The organism is Pseudoponticoccus marisrubri (assembly GCF_001482405.1).
GTDB lineage: Bacteria > Pseudomonadota > Alphaproteobacteria > Rhodobacterales > Rhodobacteraceae > Pseudoponticoccus > Pseudoponticoccus marisrubri.
Window position 1 is genome coordinate 1 of sequence record NZ_LPXO01000096.1, and the last position, 270, is coordinate 270.

General features: G+C 40.7%; 1 protein-coding gene. It reads left to right on the forward strand.

All coding sequences use genetic code 11. The features are described 5' to 3' along the window. Positions 1-270 (forward strand): hypothetical protein (locus AVJ23_RS23040; RefSeq protein ID WP_205626914.1); only part of this gene is annotated, 270 nt, incomplete at both ends.

Below are 270 nucleotides of genomic sequence, written 5' to 3' on the forward strand. Positions count from 1 at the left end.
CCAGTTTACCCTTCGGGAAGCGGCTACTGATATTCCAGAAGAATTTAACTATTGGCTCGACTACCCAAAACAGGATGCTGCTGTTTTTTATAACCCTTTGGCAAAACTATGGAATCAATACAGGGAAATGCAAGTCACTCGAGAAATCGAGACTTATGCAAAAATCATAACCAACAGCTGTATTCCCAAAGAAAAAGTTTTTTCACATCAAATTGGATCGGATTTTAATGCGTCCTGGAATTCAAAGCTGTTTGCCGCAGAGGAGTCGCT